This is a genomic window from Actinoplanes couchii, from assembly GCF_016862075.1.
GTDB lineage: Bacteria > Actinomycetota > Actinomycetes > Mycobacteriales > Micromonosporaceae > Actinoplanes > Actinoplanes couchii.
Genome location: NZ_BOMG01000102.1, coordinates 21,591 through 46,064, shown reverse-complemented (window position 1 = coordinate 46,064; position 24,474 = coordinate 21,591). Strand labels below are relative to the sequence as shown.

19 protein-coding genes are annotated in these 24,474 nt (G+C 72.1%); 14 read left to right on the top strand and 5 right to left on the bottom strand.

Annotated features, from left to right (window positions below; genetic code table 11):
* The first annotated feature begins 102 nt into the window (after positions 1–102).
* A complete protein-coding gene (locus Aco03nite_RS40695; protein ID WP_203806232.1) occupies positions 103–4,887 on the top strand; it encodes a PDDEXK-like endonuclease domain-containing protein in 4,785 nt (1,594 codons plus the stop codon).
* Here the strand turns inward: Aco03nite_RS40695 and Aco03nite_RS40690 are convergent.
* On the bottom strand, positions 4,864–6,318 hold the full coding sequence (locus tag Aco03nite_RS40690) for a polysaccharide biosynthesis protein (protein WP_203806230.1): 1,455 nt from the start codon (positions 6,316–6,318) through the stop codon (positions 4,864–4,866). The genes Aco03nite_RS40695 and Aco03nite_RS40690 overlap by 24 nt on opposite strands.
* An 86-nt stretch (positions 6,319–6,404) precedes the next feature.
* Here Aco03nite_RS40690 and Aco03nite_RS40685 point away from each other — a divergent pair, with 86 nt between their 5' ends.
* The 10 genes from Aco03nite_RS40685 to Aco03nite_RS40640 are packed head-to-tail and all read left to right on the top strand — an operon-like array spanning position 6,405 to position 17,216.
* Positions 6,405–7,799, top strand: coding sequence for a tyrosine-protein kinase domain-containing protein (locus Aco03nite_RS40685; RefSeq protein ID WP_203806228.1), 1,395 nt, complete (start codon positions 6,405–6,407; stop codon positions 7,797–7,799).
* Positions 7,796–8,536, top strand: coding sequence for a TylF/MycF/NovP-related O-methyltransferase (locus Aco03nite_RS40680; RefSeq protein WP_203806226.1), 741 nt, complete (start codon positions 7,796–7,798; stop codon positions 8,534–8,536). Before Aco03nite_RS40685 ends, Aco03nite_RS40680 begins: the two co-directional genes overlap by 4 nt.
* The gene (locus tag Aco03nite_RS40675) at positions 8,533–9,339 is read left to right on the top strand and encodes a transketolase (RefSeq protein ID WP_203806224.1); all 807 of its coding nucleotides are present in this window, start codon (positions 8,533–8,535) and stop codon (positions 9,337–9,339) included. The genes Aco03nite_RS40680 and Aco03nite_RS40675 overlap by 4 nt, the downstream gene beginning before the upstream one ends.
* Entirely contained in the window at positions 9,336–10,283 is a 948-nt protein-coding gene (locus Aco03nite_RS40670) for a transketolase family protein (RefSeq protein ID WP_203806223.1), read from the top strand. Before Aco03nite_RS40675 ends, Aco03nite_RS40670 begins: the two co-directional genes overlap by 4 nt.
* Positions 10,258–11,370 (top strand): DegT/DnrJ/EryC1/StrS family aminotransferase, encoded by a 1,113-nt coding sequence (locus Aco03nite_RS40665; protein ID WP_203806220.1) that lies wholly within the window; start codon positions 10,258–10,260, stop codon positions 11,368–11,370. Before Aco03nite_RS40670 ends, Aco03nite_RS40665 begins: the two co-directional genes overlap by 26 nt.
* Before the next feature lie 11 nt (positions 11,371–11,381).
* Complete coding sequence (locus tag Aco03nite_RS40660; protein WP_203806218.1) at positions 11,382–12,398, top strand: glycosyltransferase family 2 protein; 1,017 nt, start codon at positions 11,382–11,384, stop codon at positions 12,396–12,398.
* On the top strand, positions 12,395–13,441 hold the full coding sequence (locus Aco03nite_RS40655; RefSeq protein ID WP_203806216.1) for a DegT/DnrJ/EryC1/StrS family aminotransferase: 1,047 nt from the start codon (positions 12,395–12,397) through the stop codon (positions 13,439–13,441). The genes Aco03nite_RS40660 and Aco03nite_RS40655 overlap by 4 nt, the downstream gene beginning before the upstream one ends.
* A complete protein-coding gene (locus Aco03nite_RS53595) occupies positions 13,434–14,729 on the top strand; it encodes a GNAT family N-acetyltransferase (protein WP_239145851.1) in 1,296 nt (431 codons plus the stop codon). Before Aco03nite_RS40655 ends, Aco03nite_RS53595 begins: the two co-directional genes overlap by 8 nt.
* Positions 14,716–15,981 carry a lipopolysaccharide biosynthesis protein gene (locus Aco03nite_RS40645; protein WP_203806214.1) on the top strand — a complete coding sequence of 422 codons (1,266 nt, stop codon included), beginning with the start codon at positions 14,716–14,718 and terminating at the stop codon, positions 15,979–15,981. Before Aco03nite_RS53595 ends, Aco03nite_RS40645 begins: the two co-directional genes overlap by 14 nt.
* Positions 15,978–17,216, top strand: coding sequence for an O-antigen ligase family protein (locus tag Aco03nite_RS40640; RefSeq protein WP_203806212.1), 1,239 nt, complete (start codon positions 15,978–15,980; stop codon positions 17,214–17,216). Before Aco03nite_RS40645 ends, Aco03nite_RS40640 begins: the two co-directional genes overlap by 4 nt.
* On the opposite strand, the gene Aco03nite_RS40635 is transcribed toward Aco03nite_RS40640, so the two are convergent.
* Complete coding sequence (locus Aco03nite_RS40635; protein WP_203806210.1) at positions 17,144–18,145, bottom strand: LacI family DNA-binding transcriptional regulator; 1,002 nt, start codon at positions 18,143–18,145, stop codon at positions 17,144–17,146. The two genes, Aco03nite_RS40640 and Aco03nite_RS40635, sit on opposite strands and share 73 nt — an antisense overlap.
* Positions 18,146–18,254: 109 nt before the next feature.
* Positions 18,255–18,935: an enhanced serine sensitivity protein SseB C-terminal domain-containing protein gene (locus Aco03nite_RS40630; RefSeq protein ID WP_203806208.1), complete on the bottom strand. Its 681-nt coding sequence runs from the start codon at positions 18,933–18,935 to the stop codon at positions 18,255–18,257.
* 133 nt (positions 18,936–19,068) lie between these two features.
* Between Aco03nite_RS40630 and Aco03nite_RS40625 the strand changes: the two genes are divergently transcribed.
* Together Aco03nite_RS40625 and Aco03nite_RS40620 are read left to right on the top strand one after the other, a co-directional pair.
* Positions 19,069–19,539: a hypothetical protein gene (locus Aco03nite_RS40625; RefSeq protein WP_203806206.1), complete on the top strand. Its 471-nt coding sequence runs from the start codon at positions 19,069–19,071 to the stop codon at positions 19,537–19,539.
* A 286-nt stretch (positions 19,540–19,825) separates the two neighbouring features.
* Positions 19,826–20,692: a sulfotransferase domain-containing protein gene (locus Aco03nite_RS40620; RefSeq protein ID WP_203806436.1), complete on the top strand. Its 867-nt coding sequence runs from the start codon at positions 19,826–19,828 to the stop codon at positions 20,690–20,692.
* On the opposite strand, the gene Aco03nite_RS40615 is transcribed toward Aco03nite_RS40620, so the two are convergent.
* Positions 20,665–21,657: a nucleotidyltransferase domain-containing protein gene (locus Aco03nite_RS40615; RefSeq protein WP_203806204.1), complete on the bottom strand. Its 993-nt coding sequence runs from the start codon at positions 21,655–21,657 to the stop codon at positions 20,665–20,667. The two genes, Aco03nite_RS40620 and Aco03nite_RS40615, sit on opposite strands and share 28 nt — an antisense overlap.
* 384 nt (positions 21,658–22,041) lie before the next feature.
* Here Aco03nite_RS40615 and Aco03nite_RS40610 point away from each other — a divergent pair, with 384 nt between their 5' ends.
* Positions 22,042–22,860: a transglutaminase-like domain-containing protein gene (locus Aco03nite_RS40610; protein WP_203806202.1), complete on the top strand. Its 819-nt coding sequence runs from the start codon at positions 22,042–22,044 to the stop codon at positions 22,858–22,860.
* Positions 22,861–22,864: 4 nt separating this feature from the next.
* On the opposite strand, the gene Aco03nite_RS40605 is transcribed toward Aco03nite_RS40610, so the two are convergent.
* The gene (locus Aco03nite_RS40605) at positions 22,865–24,427 is read right to left on the bottom strand and encodes an MFS transporter (RefSeq protein WP_203806200.1); all 1,563 of its coding nucleotides are present in this window, start codon (positions 24,425–24,427) and stop codon (positions 22,865–22,867) included.
* Positions 24,428–24,474 lie beyond the last annotated feature (47 nt).

Sequence of the window (24,474 nt, the reverse complement as noted above, 5' to 3'; positions counted from 1 at the left end):
GGCGGGGTCGTTGAGCAGGGACGAGCCGGGAAAAGCAAAGGCGGACCGGCGGGGATTCTGATTCGCCAGCGAAGAGGCGGGTCCTCTTGTTGCAATCGTGGCATGAGAGATCGTGCCGACGTCCGTGCGGCGCTGCACGCCTGGCGTGACAGCCTCGTCGATCTGGGTGACACCAACCGGCTGATCAGCTTCCCGCCGGACCACCCGGATCTGGTGGAGGTCGTCGGCCCGGAGCCGGAGGCGGTGCTCGCCGCGCTGCGCCGGCACGACGACTGCGCGGTGGCCGGCACCGGCGCGGATCCGGACCGGCTGGCCGGTGACGATCCGGTGCTGCGGTCGGAGATGCCGGAGGCCCAACTGGACGCCACGCTACGGCGGATGGCGCGCCGGGCCCGGCAGGAGTACCTGGACCGGGGCGTGTCGATGCTGCACCTGGCGCTGGGGTTGCTGCACTGGCGGGACGAAGCCGGCGACCGGTTCGCGAGTCCGGTGCTGCTGCAGCCGGTGGAGCTGGTCACGCCCGGCCCGGGAGACCCGCCCCGGCTGCGGCTGCGTGACGACGACGTGGTGTTCAACCCGGCCCTGGCGATCCGGTTGCGCGGGCTGGGCGTGGAGGTTCCCGGCGTACCGGCGGAAAGTGATCTTGATCTGGGCGAGGTGTGGTCGTCGCTGCAGAGCCGGGTGTCGCGGCGGCGGGGATGGAACGTCGAGCGTGCGGTGCTGCTGTGTGGGCTGACCTTCCACAAGGAGGCGATCTACCGGGATCTGCTGGTCAACGAGGACCGGATCGTGGCGCATCCGGTGGTGCGGGCGCTCGCCGGTGATCAGGAACGGTCCGAGGAGTTCCGGTTCGCGGCGATCCAGGCCGGTGATCTGGACCGGCTGGCGCCGCCCGAGCACATCCCGCTGGTGCTGGACGCCGACGCCTCGCAGCGGGCGTGTGTCGCCGCCGCGGTGGCCGGCCGGAGTTTCGTGATGGACGGGCCGCCCGGCACCGGCAAGTCGCAGACCATCGCCAACATGATCGGCTGCCTGCTGCACGCCGGGAAACGGGTGCTGTTCGTCTCCGAGAAGGCCGCCGCCCTGGACGTGGTGCACCACCGGCTGACCGAGGCCGGGCTGCACCGGCACGTCCTGGAGCTGCACGGGCACAAGGCGGGCCGCAAGGAGGTGGCGACCGCGCTGGCCGCCGCCCTGGACGAGGGGCGTCCCCCGCGGACGGCGGACACCCTGGACCGGCGGGCGCCCCGGGAGCTGCGCGAACGGCTCAGCGGATACGCGTACGCGATGAACGAGGTCCGTAAACCGCTCGGCCGCAGCCTGCACGACGTGCTGGGGATCTGCTCGCGGCTGGCCGAGGCCCCGGCCGCGCCGGTCCCGGTGATCCCGCCGGCGTCGGTGACCCCGGAGTCGCTGCGCCGGATCCGGGAGGCCGCCGACCGGTTGTCCGCGGTCTGGCGCACCGTCACCGGCCGGGACGCGCTGCCGTGGCGGGACGTGCTGCGCCGCGAACCGCTCGATCCGGTGCTGTCCCGGGCCGAACGCGCCCTCGCCGGGCTGGCCCGGTCGGTGCCGGCCGGGCAGGCGCCGTTCGGGCTGGCCGGTCCCGGGGACGCCGGGGTGCTCGCCGGGCTGGCCGCGCACGCCGGGAAACGCCCGGAGGCGGCCCGCGACGAGTGGCTGACCGCCGGCGATCTGGCGCCGGTGCACCAGGCCGCGCAGACCCTGGGCCGGGACCTGACCGCGGTCCGGGCCGCCCGGGAGGCCGCCGGGCAGCGTGCCGGGACACTCTGGTCGGCGCTGCCGATCCCCGGCGATCTGCCGCCGGTGCCGCACCTGGCCGGGCTCACTCCGGAACCGGTGGACCTGAACCCGCTGACCGCGGCCGAGGCCGACCGGCAGGCCCGCGCCTGTACCGAGGCCGCCGACACCCTGGAACGGCATCGCGGCGCGGTCGACCAGGTCACCGCGAAACTCGGGCTGCCGAACGCGGTCGCGGTCGCCGACATCAGCCGGATCGCGGCGCTGGCCGAACTGGGCGGGCGGCGCAACCGGCCGGAGGCGTTCTGGTTCGGGCCGGGTACCGCCGCGACCGTGGCGACCGGCGCGCAGGTGCTGCGCCGGGCCCTGGAGAACCTGATGGCCGCCGAGGTACGGGCCCGCCCGTTCTTCGCCGAGGCGATCCTCACCCAGCCGGTCGACGAGATGGCCGACCGGTTCGCCCGGGTGCACCGGGGCTGGCGGCGGATGCTCGGCGGCTATCGCCGGGACAAGCGGGTGGTGGCCGCGTTCGTGCTGCCCACCGCGTCGATCCGGGACGCCCTGCCGCGGCTGGAGACGGCGGTGGCGTGGCAGCGGGCCCGGCTGGACCTGGCCGCGGCCGAGCAGGCCTACGGGACCGTGCTCGGCCGGTACTGGCAGGGCCCGGGCACCGATTTCACGGCGATCGCCGAGGCGCTGCAGGTGGTCGACGCGGGACTGCGGATGGCGCCGGCCGAGTCGGTCGGTGCGGTGGCCGCGTACCTGTGCTCGCCCCGCCCGGACCCGGACCTGATCCGGCTGGCCACCACCGCCCGCGACGCGGTCCTCGCCGGGCGGCCCGGCCCGTACGCCGCCGACCGCCCGGAACTGGTCACCGGCGGCATCGAGGCGGCTGTCGGCTGGTTGCGCGCGCACGCCGCCGCCCTGGCCGCGGTGGCCGCGGTGGTGCACGCCTACGACGCGGCGACCGGCCGCACCCTGGACTTCGCCGAGGTCTCGCACCTGGGCCGGCTGCGGCAGGAGACGGTGCGGGCCGAGGCGGCGATGGACGAGCGGGCCGCCGACTACACCACCGTGTTCGGTGCGGCGTTCCGCGGCGCCGACACCGACGAGAAGGCTCTCGCCGCGGCCCTGGAGTGGACGGCCGCCGCCCGGACCCTGCTGGCCGGCGAGGAGCGCCCGCTGTCCGCCGCGCACGCCGAGGAGTTGCGGCGGCTGCGGCCGGTCGCCGGGCTGGGCCGGCTGGCCGAGCAGTGGGCGATGGCCCGGGAGGCGGTGCTGGAGGCGTTCGCCGAGGACCGGCGGCCGGAGCTGGCCGAGCAGCTGTCCGGGCACGAGGGGGCCCGGGAGTTCCTGGAGGCGATCCGGGCCGACGCCGGTGGTCAGGAGGAGTGGTTCGCCGCCGCCGACGCCCGGGCGGTGCTCAGCGGATACGGCCTGGACGGGGTGATCGAGTTCTGCGCCGACCGGGACGTCCCGGCCGAGCAGGTGCGCCCGGCGGTGGAGCGGGCGTTCTTCCGGTCCTGGGCGGACGCGATCATCCAGTCCGATCAGCGGCTGCGCCCGTGGCGGGCCCCGGACCGGGACCGGCTGGTGGCCGACTTCGAGATCGTGGACCAGCGGCTGGGCGCGGCGGCCGCCGCCGACATCGAGCGGGCCGTGGTGTCCCGGCGCCCGGAGGCCGGCTCGCCCGGCGCCGAGCTGATCCGGCGGGAGGCGGTGAAGGCCAGCCGGCATCTGCCGGTCCGGGAGCTGATCGGGCAGGCCCGGGACCTGGTGCTGGGGCTGCGGCCGTGTTTCCTGATGTCGCCGCTGACGGTCAGCCAGTCGTTGCCGCCGGACATCCGCTTCGACGTGGTGATCTTCGACGAGGCGTCCCAGGTGACCCCGGCCGACGCGATCAACTGCGTCTATCGGGGAACGGCACTGATCACCGCCGGCGATGACCGGCAGCTGCCGCCGACGTCGTTCTTCGACCGGGCCGCGGTGGCCCCCGAGGAGCCCGGCGCCGAGCTGCCGGTGCTGGACTTCGAGTCGGTGCTGGAGCTGGCCAAGGGCTGTGGCGCGTTCCCGAGCCTGGGCCTGAACTGGCACTACCGCAGCCGGCACGAGGCGCTGATCGCGTTCTCCAACCACGAGTTCTACTCCGGCCGGCTCAGTGTCTTCCCGAGCGCGACCGAGGCCGGGCCGGACACCGGGGTGGCGCTGCTCCCGGCCGGGGGTGTCTACCGGCGCAGCGGAGGGCGGGACAACCCGGTCGAGGCGGAGCGGGTCGCCGAGCGGATCCTGCACCACTTCGCCACCCGGCCAGGGCTGTCGCTGGGGGTGGTGACGTTCTCGGTGGCGCAGGCGGAGGCGATCGAGCGGGCCCTGGAGGTGCTGGCCCGGGGGCGGGTCTTCGACGACGACCGGTTGCACGGGTTCTTCGTCAAGAGCCTGGAGTCGGTGCAGGGCGACGAACGCGACGTGATGATCTTCTCGATCGGGTACGGCTACGACGAGGCCGGGAAGATCAGCGCCAACTTCGGGGCGCTGAACCGGCCGAACGGCGGCCGGCGGCTGAACGTGGCGATCACCCGGGCCCGGTACCGGGTGGAGATCGTGACCTCGATCAGCGCCCGGGACGTGCCGATCACCGACAACGAGGGGGTTCGCCTGCTGGCCCGCTACCTGGAGTACGCCGAGCACGGCGCGGTGGCCGCCGAGGCCCCGGTCGCGACCGGTGGCGCGTTCACCGAGTCGGTGCTGGCGGCGGTGCGGTCCTGGGGGTATCCGGCGTACCCGGCGCTGGGGTCGTCGGGCGGCCGGATCGACATCGGGGTCCGGGTGCCGGGGCGGGCGGACGCCGGTTTCGCGCTGGGCATCAGGTGTGACGGGCCGTCGTACGCCGGTTGTTCGGCCGCCCGCGACCGTGACCGGCTCAGTGGTCAGGTGCTGGCGAACCTGGGCTGGAAGCTGCACCGGATCTGGTCGATCGCCTGGTACCGCGACCGGGAGCGCGAGGAGGAACGGCTGCGGTCGGCGCTGGAACTGTCCGCCGGGGCGCCCCGGGTGGTGCTGTCGGACCGGGCGCCGGTGGCCCGGGTGCTGGAGCTGCCCGCGCTAGCACCGGCAGAGCTCGGCTAGACCCTCGACGGTGTCCTCCGGGGAGCCGTCCGGGTCGAGGCGGGTGACGTCGGCGGCGCTCAGCGGCGGCACCTCGACGTGCGAGATCAGCGGATGGAACGGGCGTTCGTCCACCTCGCGGGCGCCGAACAGGGTCTCGGTCAGCTTCTCCCCCGGCCGCAGCCCGGTGAAGCGGATGTCCACCGGGTGCGGCCGCAGCGCGACCATCTGCCGGGCCACCTCGGCGATCCGGACCGGCTCGCCCATGTCCAGCACCAGCGCCTCGCCGTCGCGGCCGATCGCTGCGGCCTGCACGACCAGGTGCACCGCCTCCTGGACGGTCATGAAATACCTGGTCACGTCGGGGTGGGTGACGGTGACCGGGCCGCCGTCGGCGATCTGGGCGGTGAACGTGGTGAAGACCGAGCCGCGGCTGCCGAGCACGTTGCCGAACCGGACGCTGAGGAACGTGCCGGGCATCCGGGCCGCGGTCCAGGCGGTGAGCCGTTCGGTGACCCGTTTCGAGCAGCCCAGGACACTGGTCGGGTCGGCGGCCTTGTCGGTGGAGATGTTGACGAACCGTTCCACCCCTTCGGCGGCGGCCAGCACGTTCAGGGTGCCGAGCACGTTGGTCTTGAACGCCTCGCCGGGGAACCGCTGCAGCAGCGCCAGGTGTTTGAGGGCGGCGGCGTGGAAGACCACCTCGGGCCGGTGGGTGCGGAAGATCTGCCGCAGGTGGGCGGCGTCGCGCAGGTCGGCCAGCACGATCGACGGATCGTCGATGCCGGCCCGGGCGTCGATGGAGAGCTGGGTGGCCTGCAACGCCGATTCATCGCGATCCAGCATGATCAGCTCGCCCGGGTGGAACCGGTGGATCTGCCGGCACAGTTCCGAGCCGATCGAGCCGCCGGCCCCGGTGACCAGCACCCGCCGCCCGGTCAGGAACCCGCCGACGGCGTCCAGGCAGGTGTCGATCTGGTGCCGGCCCAGCAGGTCGGCGACCTGCACGTCGCGGATGTCGTCGACGGCGACCGGATGGTCCACCAACTCGGTCACCGACGGCACCACCTTGAAGGCCGCGCCCGCCGCGACGGTGCGTTCCCGGACGTCGCGGACCAGGTCGGCGCCCGCGTTGGCGACCGAGAAGACCAGGGTTCCCGCGCCGGTACGCCGCAGCACGGTCCCGATGTCGGCGCGCCCGCCCAGGACCGGTACCCCGTGCACCCGCTGCCGGTGTTTGCCGGGGTCGTCGTCGAGCAGCCCCACCGGCAGGCACCGCTCGTCCGGGTCGGCGAGCATCGACCGCAGCAGCAGGGAACCGGCCCGGCCGGCGCCGAACAGGATCACCCGGTCGTCCGAGCGCCGGTGGCGCCGGCGCCGCCGCGAGCGTGCCGACCGGACACCGAGGACCAGCGCGATCGCCGCGCCGATCGGCACCAAGGGGACTCGCACGTCGGCAGGCTATCAGCGGGTAATACCCCAAAGAGTGATTTTTCGATATCCGCGAGGCTTGTCGGCTATCGCCCTAAGGTCTCTGCATGGGCCTGCGCGACTACCTCCGTGTGGCCAAGAGACATTGGTGGCTGCTGGTGGGTTCGGTCGTCGTCGCGCTCGGCGTGGCTCTGGTGGTGAACGTCCGGACCACTCCGGTCTACGCGGCCCGGGTCACGTTCTTCTTCACCGCGCCGATGGCCGAGGCCGCCGAGCTCTACCCGGCCAGCATGTTCTCCTCCGGCCGGCTCGCCACCTACGCCGAACTGCTCACCAGCGAGGAGATCGAACTCCCCCTGTCCACCGTCGAAGGCGTGAGCCTGACACCCGAGGAGATCGGCGATCAGATCACCGCCGAGACCGTCGCCGACACCGTCCTGATGGAGGTCACCGTGCAGGACACCTCGCCGGACCGGGCCATGCTGCTGTCCCGCAAGCTGTCGGTGCTGTTCAAGACCACGGTGGAGAACCTGGAGACCCAACCCGGCGGTGATCCGGTGATCCGGGTCGAGGTGGTCGACGGGCCCCGGATGATGCCCGACCCGGTGGCGCCGCGCCCGATCGACAACTACGCGCTCGCCCTGATGGCCGGGCTGATCGTCGGCGCCGGCGCGGCGGTGGTCCGGGAGGTCTCCGACAACACCGTCCGGTCCGCGGACTCGCTGCGGGAACTGGCCGCCACCCCGGTGCTGGCCCGGGTGCCGCAGGACGACGGGGCGCCCGCGGTGTCCGGGCCGTTCGTGTCACCCGGCACGTCGGCGCGGACCGAGGCGCTGCGTCAGGTCCGCACGCTGCTGCAGTCGGCGGCCGCCGGGAGTTCGCTGAAGACCCTGGCGGTGACCAGCGCGGTCCCCCGCGAGGGCCGGTCGGCGATCGTGTGCAGCCTGGCCCTGCTGTTCGCCGAGACCGGCCAGCGGGTGCTGGTGGTGGACGCCGAACTGCGCCGCCCGCGACTGGGCCGGTTCCTCGGGCTGGACGGGCAGACCGGGCTGAGCAGTGTGCTGAACGGGACGGCCGACCTCGATCAGGCCGTACAACCGTGGGGTGTGGGTCTGTGGCTCCTGGCCGGTGGACCGCCGCCGCACAATCCCAGCGAACTGCTCAGCTCGCCCCGGATGACCGACCTGGTCGACGAGGTGCGCCGCCGGTTCGACGTGGTGATCTTCGACTGCCCGCCGCTGCTGCCGGTCACCGACGGTGAGGTGGTGGCGGCACGGGCCGACGGCACCCTGCTGGTGGTGCGGTCCCGGCGGACCACCGGCACCCAGGTCACCGCGGCGGTGCGGGCGCTGCACGCGGTCAACGCGTCCCTGCTGGGCTGCGTGCTGAACATGGTGCCGCGCCGCGACCCGGACGCCACCCCCGGTTTCGACGAGTACACCAGCCCCCGCCCGGCCGAGAAACGCTGGTGGGGGCGGATGTCGATGGAGGCGGCGGCATGACCAGCCCGGGAGCGTTGCAGACCGACACCGAGCGGCGGGTGCCGGCGGCGATCGCCGAGGTCTTCACGCACAGCGCCGACGACCTGCCGACCCGGCTGGCGAACATGGCCCGGTACGCCCGGCGGGCCCAGGTGACCCGGTTCGCCGCCCTCTACGAGCTGTTCAAACTGGCGCTGCCGGTGAAGGGCTCGATCGTCGAGTGCGGCGTGTTCCGGGGCAGCAGCTTCATGACGTTCGCCCAGCTCAGCGCCGCCCTGGAACCGACCAACCTGACCCGGCGGCTGTACGGTTTCGACTCGTTCGGCGGGTTCCCCGAGGTGGGCGCGAACGACCGGCCGGAGAGCACCGGCGCGCGGGCCGGGGACCTGGCCTCGAACAGCTACGACGAGCTGTCGAAACTGCTGGAGATCTACGACACCGACCGTTTCCTCGGGCACCTGCCGAAGGCCCGGCTGATCCCGGGCGACGTCACCGAGACCATCCCGTCGTTCGTGGCCGAGAACCCGCACCTGGTGGTCAGCCTGCTCTTCCTCGACCTGGACCTGTACGAACCGACCAAGGCGGCGCTGCGGCACCTGCTGCCCCGGATGCCCAAGGGCGCGGTCCTGGCCTTCGACGAGCTGGACAACCCGCTCTGGCCGGGCGAGACGACGGCGGTCCTGGACGAGGTGGGGATCAACACCCTGGAACTGCGCCGGTTCGACTTCGACCCCTACATCGGGTACGCCGTCCTATGAGCCGGCGACTCGCGGACGCGGTGCGACGGCACGTCCTGACCATGACCAGCGTCGGGCGCAGCTCGCACGTCGGCTCCGCGCTGTCCTGCGCGGACATCCTGGCCGTGCTCTACGCCGAGGTGCTGCGCGTCGACCCGGAACAGCCGCACTGGGCCGACCGGGACCGGTTCGTGATGAGCAAGGGCCACGCCGGCGCCGCCCTCTACGCGGTGCTCGCCGAACGGGGCTTCTTCGACCCGGCCGTGCTGCACCGGCACTACCAGAACGGCTCCTACCTGTCCGGGCACGTCAGCCACGTCGGCATCCCCGGCGTCGACCTGTCCACCGGCTCGCTCGGGCACGGCCTGCCGGTCGGCGCGGGACTGGCCTGGCGGGCCCGGCAGATGGGCCGGGAGTGGCGCACCTACGTGCTGCTCGGCGACGGCGAATGCGACGAGGGCAGCGTGTGGGAGGCGGCCATGTTCGCCGGGCACCACGAGCTGGGCCTGCTGGTCGCGGTGGTGGACTGCAACGGGCTGCAGTCGATGGGCACCACCGAGGACACGTTGCGGCTGGAACCGTTCGCGGCCAAGTGGGAGTCGTTCGGCTGGGAGGTCGCCGAGGTCGACGGCCACGACCACGAGGCCCTGGCCGCCACCATGCGGGTGCCGCGGGAACCGGGACGGGCCCGGCCACGGTGCGTGCTGGCCCGTACGGTCAAGGGCAAGGGTGTCTCGTTCATGGAGAACCAGGTGCTCTGGCACTACCGGCCGCCGTCACCCGAGGAACTGGAACGGGCGCTGGCCGAGGTGGGCACCGGATGAGGGACCGGTTCTTCGCCGGACTGCTGGCGGCCGCCCTGGTCGACCCGGATCTGGTGCTGATCACCGCGGACCTCGGGTTCGGGGCGGTCGACGAGTTCGCCGCGGTCCGGCCCGCGCAGTTCCTCAACGCCGGGGTCGCCGAGCAGAACATGGCCGGGCTGGCCGCCGGGATCGCCCTGGCCGGCGGGCGGGTGTTCACCTACTCGATCGCGAACTTCCCGACCCTGCGCTGCCTGGAACAGATCCGCAACGACATCTGCTACCACCACGCCGACGTCACCGTGGTCGCGGTCGGCGGCGGGATGGCGTACGGCGCGCTCGGCATGTCCCACCACGCCACCGAGGACCTGGCGATCATGCGGGCGCTGCCCGGCATGGCGGTCGCCGCGCCCGGCGACCCGGCCGAGGTGGGGGCGGTGCTCACCGATCTGCTCGCCGGTGGCGGCCCCGCCTACCTGCGGCTGGGCAAGACCGGCGAGCGTACGGTGCACACCCACCCGGTCGACGCCCCGCGCGGCACGTCGATCCCGCTGTCGCACGGCGGCGAGGTGCTGCTGTGTTCCACCGGCGCCATCCTGGACAACGTCTGCCGGGCCGCCGAGCTGCTGGAACTCGACGGGATCCGGGCCGACGTGCGCAGTTTCCCGTGGCTGGACCCGCTGGACACCCTTCCGATCCGCGAGGCGGCCGGCGCCTACGCCCTGATCGCCACGGTCGAGGAGCACTCGATCGTCGGCGGGCTGGGCAGCGCGGTCGCCGAGGTGCTGGCCGAGGCGGCGGCCGGAACCCCACTGGTCCGGATCGCGCTGCCGAACCAGTCGATGTCGGTCGTCGGCGACCAGGAGTACCTGCGCGGCGCGTACGAACTGGACCCGGAGTCGATCCGGCGGCGGGTCCGTAACCATCTGGAGGCCCACCGTGGACTGGCGAGTCAGATTCGTTGACTACCCCGAACAGTGGCGACGGCAGCGCGCGGAACTGCTGCCGCTCATCGAGGACACCCTCGCCGCCGGCGACCTCATGCTGCGCCACCAGCTGCTGGAGTTCGAGAACAACCTGGCGGCGTTCAACACCTCGCGCCGGGCGGTCGGGGTGAGCAACTGCACCGACGGGCTGCGGCTGCTCGCGCACGCCCTGGACGTCGGCCCCGGCGACGAGGTGCTGACCGTGGCGCACACCTTCGTCGCCACCATCTCCCCGTTCGTGCTGCGCGGGGCCAAACCGGTCTTCGCCGACATCGGCCCGGACCACCTGATGGACATCGACGACCTGGCAGCGAAGATCACCAGCCGGACCCGGGTGATCATCCCGGTGCACCTGAACGGGCGGACCGTGGACATGCCCACGGTCATGCACCTGGCCGGGGAGGCCGGGGCCACCGTGATCGAGGACGCCGCGCAGGCTCTGGGCGCCACCCTGGACGGGCAGACCGCCGGGACGTTCGGGCTGGCCAGCACCTACTCGTTCTATCCGGCGAAACTGCTCGGCGCGTTCGGCGACGGCGGCGCGGTCCTCACCGACGACGAGCCGCTCGCCGACCGGCTGCTGCACCTGCGCGACCACGGCCGGGTCGCCAAGGCCGAGATCGACGGCTGGGGCTACAACTGCCGGCTGGACAACCTGCAGGCCGCGGTCCTGGACTGGCGGCTGGCCCGGCTGCCGCAATGGATCGAACGCCGCCGGGAACTGGCCCGCCGCTACGACGAACAACTCGGTGACGTCCCCGACCTGGAACTGCCGGTCGGGCCAAACGCCGACGGCCGCCGCTACGACGTGTTCCAGAACTATCCGGTCACCACCGACGCCCGGGACCGGCTCGTCGAGCACCTGCGCGCCGACGGCATCGAGACGCTGATCTCCTGGCCGGTCCCGCTGCACCGGCAGAAGGGCCTCGGGCTGGAGCACTGGAAACTGCCGCACACCGAACGCCTGTGCGACCGGGTGCTGTCCCTGCCACTGCACCCGGAACTGGCCGACGACCAGATCGACATCGTGGCCGGCAGCATCCGCCGCTTCTTCGGCGCGGGCTGAGGCGACCGGACATGCAGATGCCCTTCCTCAGCGTGGTGATCCCGTGCTGGAACGAGGTCCGGTTCATCGCCGGATTCCTCGACTCGGTGCTCGGCAACACGTACCCGGCGGACCGGATGGAGATCCTGCTCGCCGACGGATACTCCGACGACGGCACCCGCGAGGTGGTACGCCGGTACGCGGCCCGCGACCACCGGGTGTTCCTGGTCGACAACCCGGGCCACAGCAAACCGGCCGGGCTCAACCGGGCCATCCGCCGGGCCCGCGGCGACGTGATCATCCGGCTGGACGTGCACGCCGACTATCCGCCGGACTACCTGGAACGCTGCGTGCGCGGCCTGCTGGACAACCCGGGCGCGGACAACGTCGGCGGGATCCGGCTGTCCCGGGCCCGCGACGAGACCCTGCTGGGCCGGGCCATCGCCGTCTCCACCACCAGCGTGTTCGGCGCCGGGAACTCCCGCTACCGGACCGGCGCGGCCGAACCGCAGTGGGTCGACACGGTGTTCGGCGGCTGCTACCGGCGGTCGGTGTTCGAGCGGATCGGGCTCTTCGACGAGAAGCTGACCCGCGCCCAGGACCGCGAGTTCAACCAGCGGCTGCGGGCGGCCGGCGGGCAGATCCTGCTGCTGCCGGACATCACCTGCACCTACTACGCGCGCAGTGATCTGCGGGAGTTCTGCGCGTGGACGTTCGAGGCGGGCTACTGGCCGTTCCAGGCCAGCCGGCTGGTCGGGCGGTGGATCGGGTCGTGGCGCAACGTCGTACCGGCCGGGTTCGTGCTGACCCTGGCAGCCGGGGCCGCGCTGGCGCCGCTGCCGCGGGTGGGCCGCACCGCCCGGCGGCTCACCGGCGCGGTCCTGGCCGCCTACGGCGCGGCGGCCCTCGGGTTCGCCGCCCGGGAGGCGCGCCGGCGCAAGGATCCCGCCCTGGCCGCGGCACTGCCCGCGGTCTTCCTGGCCACACACGTGATCTACGGGATCGGCTCGATCCGGGCCGTCCTCGACCGACGGGGAGGCAAACGATGAGCACAGTGCTGCACTACCACCGGGGACGGGTCGCCCTGCACGCGATCCTGCAGGGGCTCGGGGTCAAAGCCGGCGACGAGGTGATCCTGCAGGCCTACACCTGCGCCGCCGTGGTCGAACCGCTGCTGCGCCTCGGCGTGAAACCGGTGTACGTCGACATCGACCGGGAGTCCTTCGGCCCCGACCCGGACCTGATCGCCGAAGCCGTCACCTCCCGCACCAGGGCGGTGATCGTGCAGCACACGTTCGGCATCCCGGTCCCGGTCGAGGAGATCGACGTGGACGTGCCGATCATCGAGGACTGCGCGCACGTCACCCCCGGCCTGATCGACACGTCGCGCAGCGCCGCCGCGTTCTACTCGTTCGAGTGGGGCAAACCGGTGGTGGCCGGGATCGGCGGCAGCGCGGTCGTGCACGATCCGGAACTCGCCGACGTGATGTGGGAGCACTACGCCCGGTACACCGCGCCGCCGGAGTCACGGGAGCTGATGACGGACGCCGAGTACCTGGCGTTCCGGGCCGCGGACCGGGCCGGGGTGGTGTGGCGGATGCGGTCGCTGTACCGGCAGCTGTCCGGGATGGGGCTGGTCGTCGGCTCGTACGCGCCGGATCCCCGGACCAGCGCGGAGTACGGCTGGCGGATGAGCCAGGGCACCCGCAGCCGGCTGGCCGCCCGGATCGCGACGGGCCGGGCCGAACTGAAACGGCGGCGGGAGCTGACCGACGCGTACGAGATCGAACTGCACCGGGTCGTGCCCGGCGTGCCGCTGAAGTTCCCGGCGGTGGTCGCCGACAAGCAGGAGGCGCTGCTGGCGGCGGCCGCCGCCGGGCTGGAGCTGAGCGACTGGTTCGCCACCCCGGTGCATCCGCTGTCCGGTGTCGACCTGGCCCGGGCCGGGTACGTCGCCGGCTCCTGCCCGAACGCCGAGTGGGCCGCCGCGCACGTGGTCACCCTGCCGGTGCGGGCCGCGACCCGCCGGGACTCCATCGGCCGGGCCGCCGACCTGCTCGCCGAGCTGCGCCCGGTGGGCGCTCATGCCTGAACAACAGTTCCGGATCGTCGCCGGCCCGTTCTGTCCCGGCCGGATCAGCGCGGTCGCCCGGATGCACATCGACGAGGTGCCGGACGGGTTCCTGTCGTCGATGGGCGAGCCGGTGCTGCGGATGCTGTACCGGCATCTGGCGTCCAGCCCGCACGCGATCCTGCTGGTGGCCGAGTCGGTGCCGTCCGGCGAGCCGCTGGGCTACATCTGCGGCGCGGTGGACACCGGCGCGCTGTTCGGTGAGTTCGCGCGGCGGTCCTGGCCGACGGCGGTGCCGATGGTGCTGCCCCGGTTGCTGAGCCCGGCCCGGATGTTCCGGATGCTGGAGACGCTCGCCTACCCGTCGTCGGCGCCGCCGGGGCTGCCGGCCGCGGAGATCGTCAACTTCGTGGTGGTGCCGTCGTTGCGGGGGCGGGGTGTCGCCGAGCGGCTGTTCGAGCGCTTGATGGAGTGGTTCGCGGTCAAGAAGGTGCCGGCGGTCAAGGTCGTCACCGGGGAGCGGCAGACCCGGGCGATCGGGTTCTACGAGAAGTCCGGCGCGGTCGCGGCCGGAAGCACCGAGGTTCACCGGGGCACGGCATCACGGATCTACAAATACATTCTGTCCGATTCACCGGTGAAAAAGCCGGAATCAAGGGCCAAGCGCGCCCTCGACATCGCCGTCTCCGCGACCGCGCTGCTCGCCACCACCCCGATCGCCGCCGCGGCCGCCTGGATGATCCACCGCGAGGACGGCGGCCCGGTCCTCTACCGCGGCACCAGGATCGGCCGGTACGGCAGACCGTTCGCGATGCTCAAGTTCCGCAGCATGGTCGTCGACGCGTCCCGGCTGGGCGGCCCGTCCACCGCCGACGACGACCCGCGTCTGACCCGCACCGGGGCGTTCCTGCGCCGCTGGAAACTCGACGAGCTGCCGCAGCTGGTCAACGTGCTGACCGGGGACATGAGCCTGGTCGGCCCGCGCCCCCAGGTGGCCTCGGACGTGAGCCGCTACACCGAGGACGAGATGCGGCTGCTGGACGTGCGGCCCGGCGTCACCGACTGGGCGTCGATCGTCTTCCACGACGAGGGCACGATCCTGGCCGGGCACGACGACGTGGACCGGGCGTACGACGAACTGATCCGCCCCGGCAAGATCGCACTCGGCCTGGCCTACGTGGAGCACCGCGGCTTCCGCACCGACCTGCGGATCCTGGTGCTGACCGCGGTCACGCTGCTGGGGTACCGGCGGTCCGGCGAGATGCTCCGGCGGGCGGTGCCGCTCGATCTGGCGCATGTCCGTAGGTGACCGCCGCCGTGTGATCCGGGCGCTGGCCCGCGACTACGTGGCCACCACCCTGGTGCAGTGGTTCGTCCTCGGCGCCGGGCTGTTCCTGTTCCACCTGGTGGCCGCGGTCGGCGGGGTCGGCGGTTTCGCGTACTACCAGATCGCCCGTGGGGTGGTCAGCACCTTCCAGCCGCTGGCCACCGGCGGTCTGGTGCAGGGGTTGCAGCGCTACCTGCCGCGCATCAGCACCAGCGCCGGCGCCGAGCGGACGGCCCGCAGCGCCTTCGCCGTCCAGGCCGGGGCCGCCGGGGTGTTCGCGCTGGCCGGGGTGGCGCTCTCCCCGTGGGCCGACCGGTTCCTCGGGCTGCCCGGTGGCGCCTCGTCGGTCGTCGCGACGATGGTGCTGCTCACCGGCACCTGCCTGTGCACGGTGACGGTCGCCGCGCTGCGCGGCACCCATCAGGTGGTGCACGCCAACGTGGTCGCCGGAGCCGGTCTGGGGCTCGTCCCGCTGGCCGCCATCCAGATGACCGACAGTGTCGAGCGGTTCCTGATCCTGCAGGGTGCGGGTGCGGCGGTGGTCGCGGTCGCCGGCATGCTCACCGTCCGCGGCCGCACCGTGCCACACCCCGGCAAACCCGAACCCACCTTCATCAACCTGCTGTCGTACGGTGCCAAACGCCTGCCCGCGGACATGGCTCTGCCCGCGTTGTTCACCTACCCGACGCTCGTGGTCGCGGCGGCCCGGCCCGGCGGCGGGGAGGCGGGGTACGTCGGGTTCGTGACCTCGGCGATCACCCTGATCTGCTCGCTGTTCGGCACCCTGTCGCCGGTGCTGCTGCCCCGGCTCAGCCGGATGTTCCACCGCTCCGGCCACGACGGGCACACCCTGCGGATCCTCACCTCGCTGCCGGTGCTGGCCGGAGCCCTGGCAGCGGTCGCCGCGGTCACGATCGCCCTGGCCGCGCCGTACCTGATCCGCGGTTTCCTCGGCCCGGAGTTCCACGCCGCGGTCCGGGTCCTGCACGTCGGCATCTTCGCCGCCGTCCCCCTGGCGATGTTCTACGCCGCCCGCCCCACCCTGGACGCCCTGCCCGAACCACCACGCCTGAACCGGCTGCTGCTCGGCTGCCTGACCCTGCAGGTGCTGCTCACCCACGCCGCGATGACGGTGCTGTCCCCGGAGTACGCCGCCCTGGCCGCGATGGCCGCCGCCGCGACGGTCCTCGGCATCCGCTCGGTGTCCCTGGTCGAACGGGCCCTGACCACGTGAACCAGTCGACGAACCGGCCCGGCCTGGTGGTGATCCTGGCGTTCGTGGCCGCGCTGGCCGGCCGGTTCGTGCTGACCCGGATCGGCCTGGACGTGCCGATCCTCGACGACGTGCGGGTGCCGCTCTACATCGGGCTGCTGCTGTGCCTGATGCTGGAGTCGCACCGGATGGGCCCGCGCGCGGCCACCGGCACCTGGTGCGTCCTGCCGATCCTCGGCCTGTTCGGCTACCAACTGCTGTCGGTCACCTGGGCACCGTCGCACGCGGTCACCGGGCCGATGTCCGGAGACATCGCCGCCACCGCGTTCCTGGTCGTCGTCTACCTGGTGATGGCCCGCTGGGACAGCGAGCACGTCACCCGGGTCACGCTGTGCTGTTTCCACGCCGCCGCCTGGGTCTACCTCCTGGCGGCGAGCACGGGCCGCGGGCACGCGCCGGGCGGGCGGTGGGCGGCGCTGGGCGGAGGACCCAACGTGTTCGTACGCGTGATGATCCTCGGCGTCCTGACCAGCCTCTACCTCTACATCCGCTCCGGCGACCGGCTGCGCTGGCTGGTGCCGATCCCCGGCTTCCTGTTCGGCGCCATCGCCTCCGGCTCCCGGGGCGGCATGGCCGCGCTCGCCGTCACCGCCGGTGTCGCGCTGCTGGCCATCCGGCCCCGCCCGCGCTGGGACCGGCTGGCCCGCCCGGCCGGTCTGCTGCTGGTGCTGTCGGTGGTGCTCGCGGTGACCGCCGGCCCGACGATCGCCGGTTTTGTTCAGTCCCGGTTCGTGGAGGCCACCGTCGGGCAGGGTTACACCTCCGACCGGGACGTGCTGTTCGCGTGGGCGCTGCGCCTGTTCTGGCAGCACCCGCTGATCGGCACCGGCCTGAACGGTTTCCACGCCATCGCCGACCTGGGCGAGGGCGAGCGGTACGTGCACAACCTGCCGCTGTCGGTGGCGGCCGAGGGCGGTTTCGCCGGCCTGACCCTGCTGGGGCTGGCCTGGTTCGGACTGTGGCGGGCGTACGCCCGGACCCCGAGGGCGCTGCGGACCCCGGAGGCCCGGACGGCCGCCTACTGCGGCATCTTCATCGGCGCCACCTGCCTGTTCTCCGGCGACTACTTCGACGCGCGACTGATGTGGATCCTGCTGGTCCTGGCCGCGATCCGCTCGGTCCCTCAGCGCAGCGGGGCGGTCGACTCGCGGGTGATCAGGCGGACCGGGAAGGTCTCCACGCCGGAGGCCGGGTGACCCTCCATCGCGGCGGACAGGCGCTGGGCGGCGATCCGGCCCAGCTGTTCCAGGTTGAGGTCGATGGTGGTCAGCGGTGGCCGTGAGTTCGCCGCCAGCACGCTCCAGTTGTCGAAACCGATCACCGCGACCTGTGACGGCACGTCGATGCGCTCCTCGTGCAGCACGTCCAGGACACCGCGGGCGATCTCGTCGGAACCGGCGAAGATCGCGTCCACGCCCGGGTCGCGGTCGAGCAGCATCCGGGTGGCGCCGCGGCCCCACGCCTCGGACCACATGCCGAACCACACCTCGCCGCCGGACAGCTCCAGGCCCTCCTCGGCGAGCCGGTCCAGGGCGCCGCGGGCCCGGTCCTGGGCGGCGCTGTAACCGGGGTCACCGGTGATGTGCGCGATCCGGCGCCTGCCACAGCGGATCAGATGGTCCACCGCGGTACGCCCACCGCCCACGTTGTCGGTGACCAGCGAGATGTCGCCCGGATCGTCGGACGGCGCGTACGCGTACACCACCGGGATCGGCAGCTCCCCCAGCGACGGCCGGCTGTCCGGGCGGGCGCCGACCACTATCAACCCGTCGACCCGCCGGGACAGCAGCGCCCGCAGGTGGTGTTTCTCCCGGATCGTGTCGCCGCGCGCGTCACAGAGGAACACCGAGGTCTGGTCGGAGCCGAACGCGTCCTCGGCGCCCATCAGGATCGGGATGGAGAACCGGCCCTCCAGGTCGGACGTGAGCAGTCCGACCGTACCGCTGCGCTGGGTTATCAGGCCCTGGGCCAGGGTGTTCGGCGAGAAGGAGAGCTGCTCGGCGGCACGGACGACACGTTCCCGGGTCTCCGCCCGCACCTGCGGCTGGCCGTTGAGCGCCTTGGAGGCGGTCGCGACCGAGACGCCGGCCAGTTTGGCGACGTCTCGAAGGGTGGCTCGTGACAAGGATTTTTCCTTCTCAATACACTTTCGAAACTACGCATTCGAAAAGGTTTTCGGACGATCCGATGAGAGGTCAGCCTAGTTCAACCGGTATCGGCTCCGAAACACCGATCTACCACCGGACATAGAAGGGCTCGGTTTTCTGGATCATCCAGTTCACGACGCTGCCCGGCTCGTCGAGGAAGAGACCGTCCACGGTGTAGGCGAGCAGGATGGTCCGGGTGGCCCGGTCCACCGCCGCGCGCGCGTCCGGCAGCCAGCCGGCGACACCGCGGTCCGGCCGGATCCCGACGACGAGGGTGCCCGGTTCGTCGTCGACGGTGCTCAACACGATCCGGGCCTCGAGCACGGCCGGTGTCCGGTGGAACTCGGCGATCAGCGCATTCATCAGCTCCCGGGGTTGCGGCCGCGGGATGTCCAGGCGCACCCGGCGTCCCGGGGCCGGCCGCTCGGCCCGCAGCCGGTCCACCGCGACGGCCGGCAGCGGCATCCCGACCCGGCATCCGGGATTCACCGCGAAACCCGTTCCCTTGCCGGTACGCAGCGACAACCGGCGACCGTCGATCCGGAGCCGCTGCAGATCCCCCGCCCCGGCCACGGTGAGTTGCTCCACCGAGGTGAACACGGCGACGTACGGCTCGGCGTCGATCAGCAGCACCGGCGGCGGGCCCTGGTCCGGCAGCGGTACCCACACCGGATGGTCGGCGACCGCCACCAGCAGCGCCTCCGGGGACACCATCCCCCGCCAGACGTCGAGCAGCACCGCCTCCAGGGCGTTGTCAGGAAACGGCACCGCACCCTCCGATCAGCGACTCCCGCCTTTCCGCCTTTTCGACGGCTCCGGCCTTTTCGACGGCTCCGGCTGGGAGTACCAGCACCGGCCCCGGCCGGTTCACCATCGGTCACCCGTCTGGGACGCTTCAGTGATGAAGCGCTACTTCGCCGTCGTCGACGACCGGCACGACGTGCGCGACCCGGTCACCGTGATCCGGGTGCTGGAGGGCGCCGGGCCGCACGGGATCACCCGTCTCAACGAGGACGCCGCCTGGGAGTGGACGACCCTGTTGGACCGCATCGCGGCCGGCGAGGTCGACTGTCGACTCCAGCCGATCGACGCGGCGGACGCCGCCCGCATCCGGCGGCAGCGGGAGAGCGGCATCGCCTTCCGCTACTCGGTGGTGGTCCGGGAGGACGACCCGGCCCGGCGGCCGGTCGGGGTGCTGCGCGAGTGGGACGCGACAGGCGGCGGTTCCTACGCCGAGGTGTTCACCCGCAACCGGGAGTGGGAGCACAGCACCATCCGCCTGGACATCGCCCGCGGGAGCAACGCCTGGGCCCTCGTGCTGCCCACCGACCCGGCCACCGTGGGCCGATTCATCGCGAATATCGGTCGTTGACGGCGGCGAGATTGTCCCGCAACACCGGTTAACTGTGAATCCTTTCAGCTTCACGGCGGCCGTCACGTTCACCGGGCTCGATCGTTTGAGCTGGTAGGGCGGCTTTGCGGGAGCGCGAACCGGCACCCCTTCTCAGCTCCGCCCAAGCCTTTTCACAGCCTGGAAGCGCGCTGCAAGACGAGACACTCTCGTAACAGTCTCGATGTTCTTGTAAAGTGCACTAACGCACGACGGCGTGCGCGCTGCCTGCGCGCCGTTCCGCCTGGCAGGAATTGGGACTTTGACGATGTTCAATCGCGCGATGATGTTCGCCAAGCAGCACTCCCCCGATTCCGTGCGCGTGATCGCCCGCCGCGCGCAACTGGAGGCGCACAACGCCCGCCTCCGCCTGACGGTTCCGGTGACAAACCGTTGCGAGTCGGTGAACATCTATCACTGCGCGGTTCGCAAGACCGCCAGCCAATGGGTGAAGTCGGTGTTCAGCGACCCGATCGTCTACCGGCATTCCGGCCTGGTCACCTACGATCCACGCTATTACGGCTGGAAGGATCCGCGGGTCGTCCCGCCGAACCGGATCGGCCTGTCGCTCTACTTCCCGTACAAGCGGTTCAGCAAGATGCCGAAACCCGACGCCCATCGCGCATTCTTCATCTACCGCGACCCGCGCGACCTCGTCGTCTCCAGCTATTTCTCGACCCGTGACTCGCACACCCCGATGGGCGACGTGCTCGAAGTCCGGGCAATCCTACGGGAGAAGTCGAAGAAGGACGGGATGCTCCATCTGATCGACCATCTCGCGAAGAAGGGCATGTTCAACGCGGTCCGTTCCTGGGTCGACGCGCCGCCGTCGGAAAAGGTGCGGCTGGTGCGTTACGAGGATCTGACCGGCGAGCACCAGCTCGACGAGATGGAAGCGCTGATGCGGCATTGCGGAATCGCGGTGCCGCGCCCGGAACTGACCGTTCTGCTGGAGAAGTACAGCTTCGACCGGATGAACGACCGGAAGAAGGCGGGCGCCGTCTCGCACTACCGCAAGGGGCAGTCCGGCGACTGGCGCAACCACTTCGACGACGACCTGACCCGGGAATTCGCCCGGGCCACCGGCAATCTGATGGACAAGCTCGGTTACGACAAGGACGCGGTCAGCAACTGACGCAGTTCGGTCAGGTGCCGGCCGAGCAGCGGATCGGGGCTCGCGGTCCACGGTCCGTCCAGTTCGGGCCGTTTGCGGACCACGTGCAGGGTGTACGCGGCGAGCTGGTCGCGCGCGTTCTGTTCCTCAGTGACGTCCTCGCCCACCTCCCGGCGCGCGGCCCAGCAGAACCCGATCCGCTCCCGCAGCCAGATCGGGGCGATCCGGGCCCGGTCCGCGGCGTCCCGGGCGTCCGCCCCGGCCAGCACCGCGACCCGCCCGGCGAGGTCGGCCTGCCCGTTCCCGGCAGCCATCCGCTCGAACCGGGTCCACTCCCGTCCCATTGATCCGAGCCGGTCACCCCACCCCTCGATCAGGATCATCCGGTACGCCCGGGCCGACTCGCGCAGATGGTAGGTAGCGGTCACCGGGTCCTCGCCCTGCAGCCGGTCGGCCTCCGCCCAGGCGACCTCCGCCTGCCGTCGCCACTCGGTGAGCCGGGCCGCGACCACCGCCGGGTGGAACCGCACCCCGGTCAGCCACTCGGCGAACTCCCCGATCACCGCATCGGCCGGATCGTCGCCGCTGACCACCGGACGGGCGCCGTACGCCTTGTCGGAACCGTGGAACCAGCGGTGCTCGCCCATCCGCCCGGCGACCCACTCCGGCCCGCCCCGCATCGCCGGGCCGATCTCGCCGACGGTGAAACAGAGCCGGGCCAGATCCAGCGCCTGGGCCCGCCCGGAGCCGGTCCACCAGTCGACCAGGTCGGCCCGGCGCTGATCGAGAGCGGGCGGCGGGCCGTCCGGTGGCGTGTCACCGGGATAGACCGGCAGCAGATCGATGTCGGACATCGGCCACGGCTCACCCCGCCCGATGCTGCCCCCGATCAGGAACCCGGACACCCCGGGAGCACGCCCCAGGTAGGTGACCGCCTCGTCGACCCGCTCGTCCAGAAGTTGCCGCCATCGGACGGAAGGCCGCATGGTCACCACCCTTTCCACGATCATCCGGTACGCCCACCCAAGCCGTTTTGTGCCCGGCTCGCAAGGTTTGCCCCGGTCGCGGCGAGCCGATGAACGACGTACTAACTCGGCGTAGCCAAACGGCGACCGTCAGTCATCTTCACGCCTAGGATCGGACCGGAAGAACCCAGCGGTACCCGAGGAGGCTGCCATGGCGAAGAAGTCGAAGAAGTCCAAGAAGGACAAGAAGTCCAAGAAGGACAAGAAGAAGTGATCGAATCGGGCCGCCGGAGCCAAGCCGGCGGCCCGATTCGTCGTAACGCCCCCTGAGACTTTGCCGTCCCGCCCCGGAAAGCGGCCTCACGGTGCCGGTCTGACCGGCCGGAACGCGCCTACGATGCGGTGATGACGGGGATCGATTACGCAGCAGCCGGGCCGTTGACCGACCTCGGCACCGTGCACCGGGCCGCCCTCGACGATCTGCCCGAGGACCCGGTCGCCGTCTGCGCCCTGGCGCACCGGCTAGTCATCCAGCCGACCGACGCGGGCCAGCTCGACCTGCCACCCGGCCGGTTCTCGGAGAACCAGCTCCGCCCCGCCGCCAGCCTGATCCGCGTCCTGCTCACCCTGGACCCGGCGCCGCTGGCCGCCGGCCGGCCGGCCGAACAGCGGGTGATCGGCACCTGCCGCCATTTCGCCGTCCTGACCTGCGCCCTGCTGCGTCACCGGGGCATCGCGGCGCGGGCCCGCTGCGGGTTCGCCACCTACTTCCAGCCCGGCTTCGGCCTGGACCACTGGGTGGTGGAGTACCGGCTGCCGAGCACCGACTGGGTGCGGGCCGATCCCGAGGCGATGGGCCTGTCCGTGCTCGCCAACCCCGAGGCCCTGGTGCCCGGCCAGTTCCTGACCGGCGGCGAGGCGTGGGCCGCGTTCCGGGCGGGCCGGCTGGACGCCACCCGGTTCGGGGTCCACGGGACGGAGAACTTCGGCCCCGCCGAGATCCGCGGCAACGCCGTCCGCGACCTGGCCGCCCTGAACCGGGTGGAGACCCTGCCGTGGGACGAGTGGGGCCGGATGGACGCCTCCTACCAGGGCCGTACCGGCGCCGACTACGACCACCTGATCGACACGGTCGCCACCACCTGCGCCGGGGGCGACCCGGCCGCGCTGGTGGCCCTCTACAAATCCGAGGACCTGGAGGTCCCACCCGCCCTCACCACCTGACCGGTCACGGAATGCCCAGCAGATGACTGATCACCGGCGGGCCGGCCGCCAGCGCCCGCACCCGCTCCTCGGCCGCCTCGTCGCTGCCGGTCAGGCGCCCCTCGTGCTGGCGCAGATGCTCCTCCCAGGTGGGCACCAGATACGCCTCGGCGATCACCTCCGCATCGGCGGGATCCCGGAAGATGCCCCAGCGGGTGGCACCGGTGCGCAACCGCGACTCGCGCAGCTCCAGCAGGGCGGCGGTGAAGGCGGCCGCGTCCTCGGCGGTCACCCGGTACGTCACCTGCACCAGCACCGGCCCCTGGTCGAGACCCGGCTGGGTCAGCAGGTGCGGTTCGGGCCAGAACACGGCCGGGTCGGTGTCGCGGTCCTCCCGGGGCTGGACCGGCCACACCCGTACCAGAAGAAGGCCGGTGACCATCAGCGACGCCGCGGCGAGGAACGTGGCACGCAGGCCGAAGGCCGAGGCGACCTGCCCCCAGACCAGCGCGCCGACGGCCTGACTGCCGGCGAAGACCACCTGGTAGACGGCGAGAGCCCGGGCCCGGACCCAGTTCGGCAGGACCAGCTGCATGGCGGCGTTCATCCGGGACACCAGCATCATCCAGGCCAGCCCGGCCGCGGCGAGCACGGCGACGACCGCGGCCACCCGCGGCACCAGAGCGATCACCACGAGGGCGGTCGTATAGACGGCACCGGTCCCGATGATCAGCCGGTCCGGGCTGAGCAGCTCCCGCACCCTCGGCATCAGCAGAGCGCCGGCCACCGCGCCCGCGCCCAGCGCCGCCAGCAGGATGCCGTACCCGTCCGCGCCCATGCCCAGTCCCTGGCGGGCGACCAGCGGCAGCAGGCTCCAGATCACGCTGCCGGGCAGGACGAACAGCAGCACCCGCCCGAGGATGCGACGGACATCGCCGGAGTAGCGCACGTAATGGGTGCCGTCGTGCAAGGCCGGCCCGAACCGTTCCGGGCGGCGCGGCGGCGGTGGCGCCACCCGTCGCCACCGGGCCAGGACCAGCGCGAACACCGCGAACGAAACAGCGTTGAGGGCGAACACCGCGGCCGGACCGGCCTGGGCGACGATCAGGCCACCGGCGGCCGGCCCGGCGGCCCGCGCCAGGTTGGTGTTGACCGCCCCGAGCGCCGACGCGCCGGCCAGCTGATCACGCGGCACGATCTCCGGGATCAGCGCCTGCCAGGACGGCAGGGTCAGCGCCTGCCCCGCCCCGAGCAGAAAGGTGAAGAGCAACAACAGCGGAGGTCCGACCAGATCCAGGTGGGTGAGCACGGCCAGGCCGGCCGCCACGGCGAACAGCCCCAGCTGTACGCCCAGCAACAGGCGCCGCCGGTCCAGCCCGTCGGCGAGGGTGCCCGCCGGCAGCGCGAGCAACAGCACCGGCGCCGTGGTGGCGGCCTGCACCAGGCTGACCCAGGTGGCGGCATCCGGTTCGTGCACGACCCGCCACTGCGCTCCGACGGTCTGCATCCAGGTCCCGACGTTGCCGGCCAGCACGGCCAGCCACAGCATGCGGAAGACCGGTTGCCGTAGCGGCGCCCATGAGTTCATCCGGCGAACCTTATGGGGCCGGTGTTGAGGACCCGGTCACTCGGGGT

Excerpts from the sequence above, each read along its gene's own strand:
- Aco03nite_RS40680 (WP_203806226.1), top strand. The coding sequence starts at position 7,796 with ATGACCAGCCCGGGAGCGTTGCAGACCGACACCGAGCGGCGGGTGCCG.
- Aco03nite_RS40685 (WP_203806228.1), top strand. The coding sequence starts at position 6,405 with ATGGGCCTGCGCGACTACCTCCGTGTGGCCAAGAGACATTGGTGGCTG.
- Aco03nite_RS40620 (WP_203806436.1), top strand. The coding sequence starts at position 19,826 with ATGTTCAATCGCGCGATGATGTTCGCCAAGCAGCACTCCCCCGATTCC.
- Aco03nite_RS40610 (WP_203806202.1), top strand. The coding sequence starts at position 22,042 with ATGACGGGGATCGATTACGCAGCAGCCGGGCCGTTGACCGACCTCGGC.
- Aco03nite_RS40675 (WP_203806224.1), top strand. The coding sequence starts at position 8,533 with ATGAGCCGGCGACTCGCGGACGCGGTGCGACGGCACGTCCTGACCATG.
- Aco03nite_RS40605 (WP_203806200.1), bottom strand. The coding sequence starts at position 24,427 with ATGAACTCATGGGCGCCGCTACGGCAACCGGTCTTCCGCATGCTGTGG.
- Aco03nite_RS40655 (WP_203806216.1), top strand. The coding sequence starts at position 12,395 with ATGAGCACAGTGCTGCACTACCACCGGGGACGGGTCGCCCTGCACGCG.
- Aco03nite_RS40625 (WP_203806206.1), top strand. The coding sequence starts at position 19,069 with ATGAAGCGCTACTTCGCCGTCGTCGACGACCGGCACGACGTGCGCGAC.
- Aco03nite_RS40615 (WP_203806204.1), bottom strand. The coding sequence starts at position 21,657 with ATGCGGCCTTCCGTCCGATGGCGGCAACTTCTGGACGAGCGGGTCGAC.
- Aco03nite_RS40645 (WP_203806214.1), top strand. The coding sequence starts at position 14,716 with ATGTCCGTAGGTGACCGCCGCCGTGTGATCCGGGCGCTGGCCCGCGAC.
- Aco03nite_RS40695 (WP_203806232.1), top strand. The coding sequence starts at position 103 with ATGAGAGATCGTGCCGACGTCCGTGCGGCGCTGCACGCCTGGCGTGAC.
- Aco03nite_RS40670 (WP_203806223.1), top strand. The coding sequence starts at position 9,336 with ATGAGGGACCGGTTCTTCGCCGGACTGCTGGCGGCCGCCCTGGTCGAC.
- Aco03nite_RS40660 (WP_203806218.1), top strand. The coding sequence starts at position 11,382 with ATGCAGATGCCCTTCCTCAGCGTGGTGATCCCGTGCTGGAACGAGGTC.
- Aco03nite_RS53595 (WP_239145851.1), top strand. The coding sequence starts at position 13,434 with ATGCCTGAACAACAGTTCCGGATCGTCGCCGGCCCGTTCTGTCCCGGC.